Source organism: Vibrio sp. CB1-5 (genome assembly GCF_059412285.1).
Window position 1 is genome coordinate 1 of record NZ_JBJHPB010000061.1, and the last position, 2,960, is coordinate 2,960.

Below are 2,960 nucleotides of genomic sequence, written 5' to 3' on the forward strand. Positions count from 1 at the left end.
TGCGATGCCATTTATGGTAAAGCCATTGAGCTTATTGAAGGAGCGCACCCTTACAGAGAGTTAATTGCCAAAGTTGAGAATAACCTTCAAGAGAACTACCTAGAAGGAAAACGAATTGTCGATGAGAAGGTTGCCAATGGTGCTATATCTTGGTTTATCCAGCCGAATGACAAGATAGATAATCATAAGCGCGCCCTCGCCATAGCGGATAACCAACCTAAAAGTCCAAGTGACATTATTACCCCTCTGGCACAAAAGTTGCCGAACATACCTCTTAGCAATGCTAATGAATTTCGGCGGTATCTAGGGCAATTGATTACAGCAAGCTACATCGTGTGTGGTGGCTTTAGTGGTATGCGTGATTCAGAGCTAGACAAGCTCACACCCAATAGCTACTACAGCGATACGTTTGAAGGCCGCGAGTATCACATGCTGCAATCACACACCTTTAAGCTCGGTGAGAAGCGAGAAACGTGGGTGACAGCCAGTTCATCGAAGTTTGCCATCGAACTGATGACCACACTAGCCGAAAAGTGGCGGCAAGAAGTGGATTATCCAGACAAAAAGTACGCTAACAGTCTGTGGGTAAACCAAGGTGCTCGCTCTAAAGTGCCTAAATTAATCTCGGACTGGAATGAGCGCCTTCAACGATTCTGCAAGCAATTTGATTTTATTGTGACAGAGGAAGACTACCAAGAATGCCTTGATTCAAACCCTAAGTCCCATGAGAAGATTAAACAGTGTGTCATAGTTGGCAAGCCTTGGCCTATGAGCACACACCAATTTAGACGCTCTTTGGCGTTCTATTGTATTAAGAATCGCTTTGGGACAATGGTGGCTCTCAAGCAGCAGTTCAAGCACCTGTATCTTGCTATGACCGAGTGGTATACCAACGGTGGAAAACTAGCAAGTTATCGAAGCCTTATCGTGGATGAAAAAATACAAGCCATGCTTGAGGATATAAATGCTGAGACTACGGCTAATAAGATATTTAAGCAATGGCATTCAAATGAAAAACTATCAGGCTCTCACGGTAAGGCCATTGTAAAAATGCGTGGTGATGTGCCTACGATTTATAGTTCCTGGGATGTCATTTACCAAGCCGTAAAAAACGGAAAGCTAACTCTGCATGGCTCTCTGCATAGCTATTGTAAGTCAGGCTACGATTGCGATATGGATGGTGTGGTTGCCCCTCAATTTTGCGTGGATTGTAGCTCTGGAAGTAGCATTATTGATGAGCAGCAAGCGAAATGGTGGCAACGCAAGCACACCAGCTTAACGGCCTACATGAGTGAAGAAAGTGGCGATATAACAGCAAGTGAACGAAGTCATTACATCACTCAGGTGAGAGCCGCAGAGAAAGTTATGAGGGACTTTGAAATGGGTTTTGTGCCTTTCGAAGCTGAACTAAGTACAGTGGAGGTTTAAGTTATGGGTAAAAGTGAAAACACCTTAATTGCACTAGAGGCTGCTTTGGAGCGCATTGCTCAAGGTAAACCAAGAGAGATTCCAACAACTCGAAAGTTAAGCGTCAGAGCCGTTGAAGAAGAGGCCAGACTTGGCAATGGTAGCGGCTATTACTACCCTGAATTTGTTCAAAAGGTAAAGCAGACAAAGGCTGATATTGCAAAAGGTAATGGTGAGTACGTCAAACCAGAAGTGGATGCCGTTCGTGAAAAGCTAAATGAGCAAAAACGAATCAAAAGTAACTTTAAACAAAAGCACCAAGAAGCTAATGACAAATTGGCTCTTATAGCAGCTTCACAGCATCATTTGAATGACCAATTAGTAAAGGCACTAGCTCGAATTGAAGAGCTTGAATATGAAAATGAAGAGCTTAAAGAGAAACTGGCTAAGAGCAACAGAAATAAGATAGTTCCTATCAAATAAACCCCGCCTAGCCCACAAAGCGCTCAATAATCTGTGGGCTATCACTTCCCATCAAACCTGTAGGTTGTGCTTCTGGCACGTTTCTGGACAAAAGCTTCTTAGGGCACTTGGTGAAGCCGAAACTAATCGAATTAGCCCAAGTATCCCTAAAGGCGACTTCTTCAACTTGAGAAAAGTCACTTGCCCTCATTAACCAGCGCTGACGTGCTAGTAGGCAATAATACATCGCCCGAATGATCTTGGTGCTTAATGTACAAAGGGTATAACTCATCCTTATAAAACGTGTAATAAGGAGAGTTATCAAATCGATTGTCATTTTTACCCCATTTTCGTACGAGATCTTCTGGGGACGGAATTGAGGTACGTTCTGTCCCGTACAAATACTGTGCATCAGAGTACATTGCTGTCCCTACCAAGTATTTTCTTACTTCACTCTCAATGATTAGAGGGAGGTCTTGGTCTGCTTCAGGGTGGAGAACATTTTGGTACTTTAAGTACAACTCACAGTATTCAAAAAACTTTTTAGCATGACGCAATGCTAATTCTTCGTGTGAGTCGTGCATGATACTGAATTGGTTCATGTGTGCTTTGAAGGAGTCTCTTGCTAGAACCTCTAGTTCGTTAATTAGTTGCTCTGCTTTCTGGTTTTCCTGCTGCATCTTTACAACATAGCCTTTGAAAGATAATTCTGTGATCTTCCCTTGGAACCACACCACAAACCCCACAACCACACTTACAGTAAAGAACAGAACAAAGTCAGTGCCAGTTAGTTTGTCTAATAAGAGGAGAATTACATTTAGAACAAGTAATATCGTGACAATAACAACGCTGAGGAATAATCGCATAACTACCACCGCTTATAGCATCTAACTAAATTTTCAGAAAAGCCTAACCACCCATACCACAAAGCCGCATTATGATGACGAATATGTTCCTGTATCTGGAAACAACTCGAACCCCATACTATCAGCAAACATTTCTTTGAATAAAATACCGTTACCTTCCAACTTTGAGAACAGTGAGCTTACGGCAACATAGCTCAACTTAATCATTTAACTCTGATTTACTGA

General features: G+C 42.4%; 3 protein-coding genes. 2 read left to right on the forward strand and 1 reads right to left on the reverse strand.

All coding sequences use genetic code 11. The features are described from left to right. Together ACJB0T_RS21810 and ACJB0T_RS21815 are read left to right on the forward strand one after the other, a co-directional pair. Positions 1-1,428 (forward strand): site-specific integrase (locus ACJB0T_RS21810; RefSeq protein WP_495292940.1); only part of this gene is annotated, 1,428 nt, incomplete at its 5' end. Positions 1,429-1,431: 3 nt separating this feature from the next. Beyond that, on the forward strand, positions 1,432-1,890 hold the full coding sequence (locus ACJB0T_RS21815) for a hypothetical protein (RefSeq protein ID WP_479289710.1): 459 nt from the start codon (positions 1,432-1,434) through the stop codon (positions 1,888-1,890). 176 nt (positions 1,891-2,066) lie between these two features. On the opposite strand, the gene ACJB0T_RS21820 is transcribed toward ACJB0T_RS21815, so the two are convergent. Beyond that, positions 2,067-2,735: a hypothetical protein gene (locus ACJB0T_RS21820; RefSeq protein ID WP_479289712.1), complete on the reverse strand. Its 669-nt coding sequence runs from the start codon at positions 2,733-2,735 to the stop codon at positions 2,067-2,069. Between the last annotated feature and the right edge of the window lie 225 nt (positions 2,736-2,960).